The sequence below is a fragment of the Halodesulfovibrio spirochaetisodalis genome (assembly GCF_001672295.1).
Classification (GTDB): domain Bacteria; phylum Desulfobacterota; class Desulfovibrionia; order Desulfovibrionales; family Desulfovibrionaceae; genus Halodesulfovibrio; species Halodesulfovibrio spirochaetisodalis.
The window spans coordinates 1-1,888 of record NZ_JXMS01000051.1 but is presented as its reverse complement, the minus strand read 5'-3'; the positions used below and the strand labels follow the sequence as shown (position 1 = coordinate 1,888).

Genomic DNA, 1,888 nt, shown 5'->3' with positions numbered 1-1,888 from the left:
AAAATAAACTTTTGTTTTTATAATGCATTAACAATTAATACTAATGTCAAAATTTTTATTTCTAAGTGCATCAATTCAAAAAAGCGAACTGCTACCCACAAAAAAAGACCTTCACTCTAGCAGAGCGAGGTCTTTTCGATAACACACTTTAATTTTTGAAAGTAAACCTAAACCACCAACCTGATTGAAGGCGCTTTTACCTTAGCCATTTTTACTCCAGCTCTTGGTACACGAATTGTTGATGTAGACACACCGCCGGAAGAACTTACAACCCTATCTACCAGCTGCTGTTCATTCGTGGCTCGTTCGCTCTGATCTTCTGATAGTTTATTGTTCATCTCTTGCTTAATTTGATCAACATCGCGAACACCTGCATCCTTCACAACCTGCTGAACAGCTCCCTGTGTTTCAGAGTGAGAAGATTCAAAGTCTGTCAACACAGAAACAGAGTCAATTAAACTAGAAGCATTTGCTGACTGGCTGGCGTTAATATTTTGTTGAGCCTTATATTGCGCCAACATCGCCTTAACACTGTCTGCAACTTGCACTGCGTCTTTTGCAAACAAGTTTGAGACAAAGCTTTCAGCTGCCCCGCCTGCCTTTTCCAACTGATCAGTTGCTGTTAACTGTTGGGACATTAATAAAGCATCAGCACCAGCCGTCTGCTTTTTCATTAACTTTTGCTGCTGCTCCAATTGTTGCTGAAGCACTTTTGAAAGTTGATCCAGTACCCCTGAAGTTTTCATTAAGTCACTCCTTTTTCTTTAGTCAGTGCTTACAAACTTTTCGGTTCATAAAAAACAAACTTTAGTAAAAATTTGTTTTCCAATATCGGATGAGGATTTTCATTAACAGCATCTCAAGATGTACTCACGCTAAAAGAAAAAGCTTTGCCAAACTCACCAGTTGTGGATTTTATGTGTTGGCTCATTTGCCGACACAACCTGACTGAAGTTTTATTTGACAAACAAGGCAATCTAATAACAATATTTCGTTTTCAGACAACTAGGCGTAGGATCATTTTCAATGAAAAAAAAATACTCTTTGCTGCTCCTTTTTTTGTTCATCAGCACCCCGCTTTTTACTATTGCTTTTATACCTGCGCACTGGTGGGTACTGCTAAACATTGTGCTCTTCACAGTCATTATCACAGTGACTTACAACCTTGAACATAGAAAGCAAGCCCTTAGCGTCCCCGCACAATGCGGCTTAATAGGCGGCCTTGTCTGCTTTGAAACTGTCCTTTGGGGTTGTGCTAATTTCATCTTAACAAACACAGCCATTTCAAACACAGATACATGGCAGACACTCGGAGCACTCGCTGGCAGCGGCATTGCAGGCATTGCAGCTTTCGCAGCTATCATGACTCTGCTGCACAATCTTCAGCAAAAAAACTAGCAAAAAAGCTTAATTACCCCTTCCTGTTCTCCCCTTTTTCACATCTCCGCATAAAAGCAGCTTCTACTCTTTTTTCAATCGCCGAGACTCTCTTTGCCTCCCCCACCTTGGATCGCCTGTCCCTATAAGACATAAACGGCTAACAAATTTCTAAGCCGTATATTCCTGCAAAAACAAAAAACTTTCACTCAGCTGCGCTACGCCGCAAAGAACTGTTTTTACTAGATAAGAGTAAAAACCTTCAAGCATATTGCAACAAGTCTGTATCCATACACTAACAAAAGAAAAGCCCTTCCCATTGCAAAACAAAAAAACAGAATAGAAAGCGATCTATTAAGAATAATAAGTCATCCTCAAAAGCATTTACCATCTAGATGAAAATTATTTTCAACTACATAATATTCTTGATTAGCCATACATAAAAAAAAAACTACATACAAAATTAGTGCACTGACTAGAAAAAAGACACGCTATAACTACAAAAAAATAT

Annotated in this window: 2 protein-coding genes; one reads left to right on the top strand and one right to left on the bottom strand. The window is 38.9% G+C overall.

Annotation, left to right across the window (positions count from 1 at the left end; all coding sequences use genetic code 11):
- Window positions 1–167 precede the first annotated feature (167 nt).
- Window positions 168–746: a hypothetical protein gene (locus SP90_RS16340; protein WP_066858802.1), complete on the bottom strand. Its 579-nt coding sequence runs from the start codon at window positions 744–746 to the stop codon at window positions 168–170.
- Window positions 747–1,026: 280 nt separating this feature from the next.
- On the opposite strand from SP90_RS16340, the gene SP90_RS16335 reads away from it, so the two are divergent.
- Window positions 1,027–1,398 (top strand): hypothetical protein, encoded by a 372-nt coding sequence (locus tag SP90_RS16335; protein ID WP_066858801.1) that lies wholly within the window; start codon window positions 1,027–1,029, stop codon window positions 1,396–1,398.
- The last annotated feature ends 490 nt before the right edge of the window (window positions 1,399–1,888 follow it).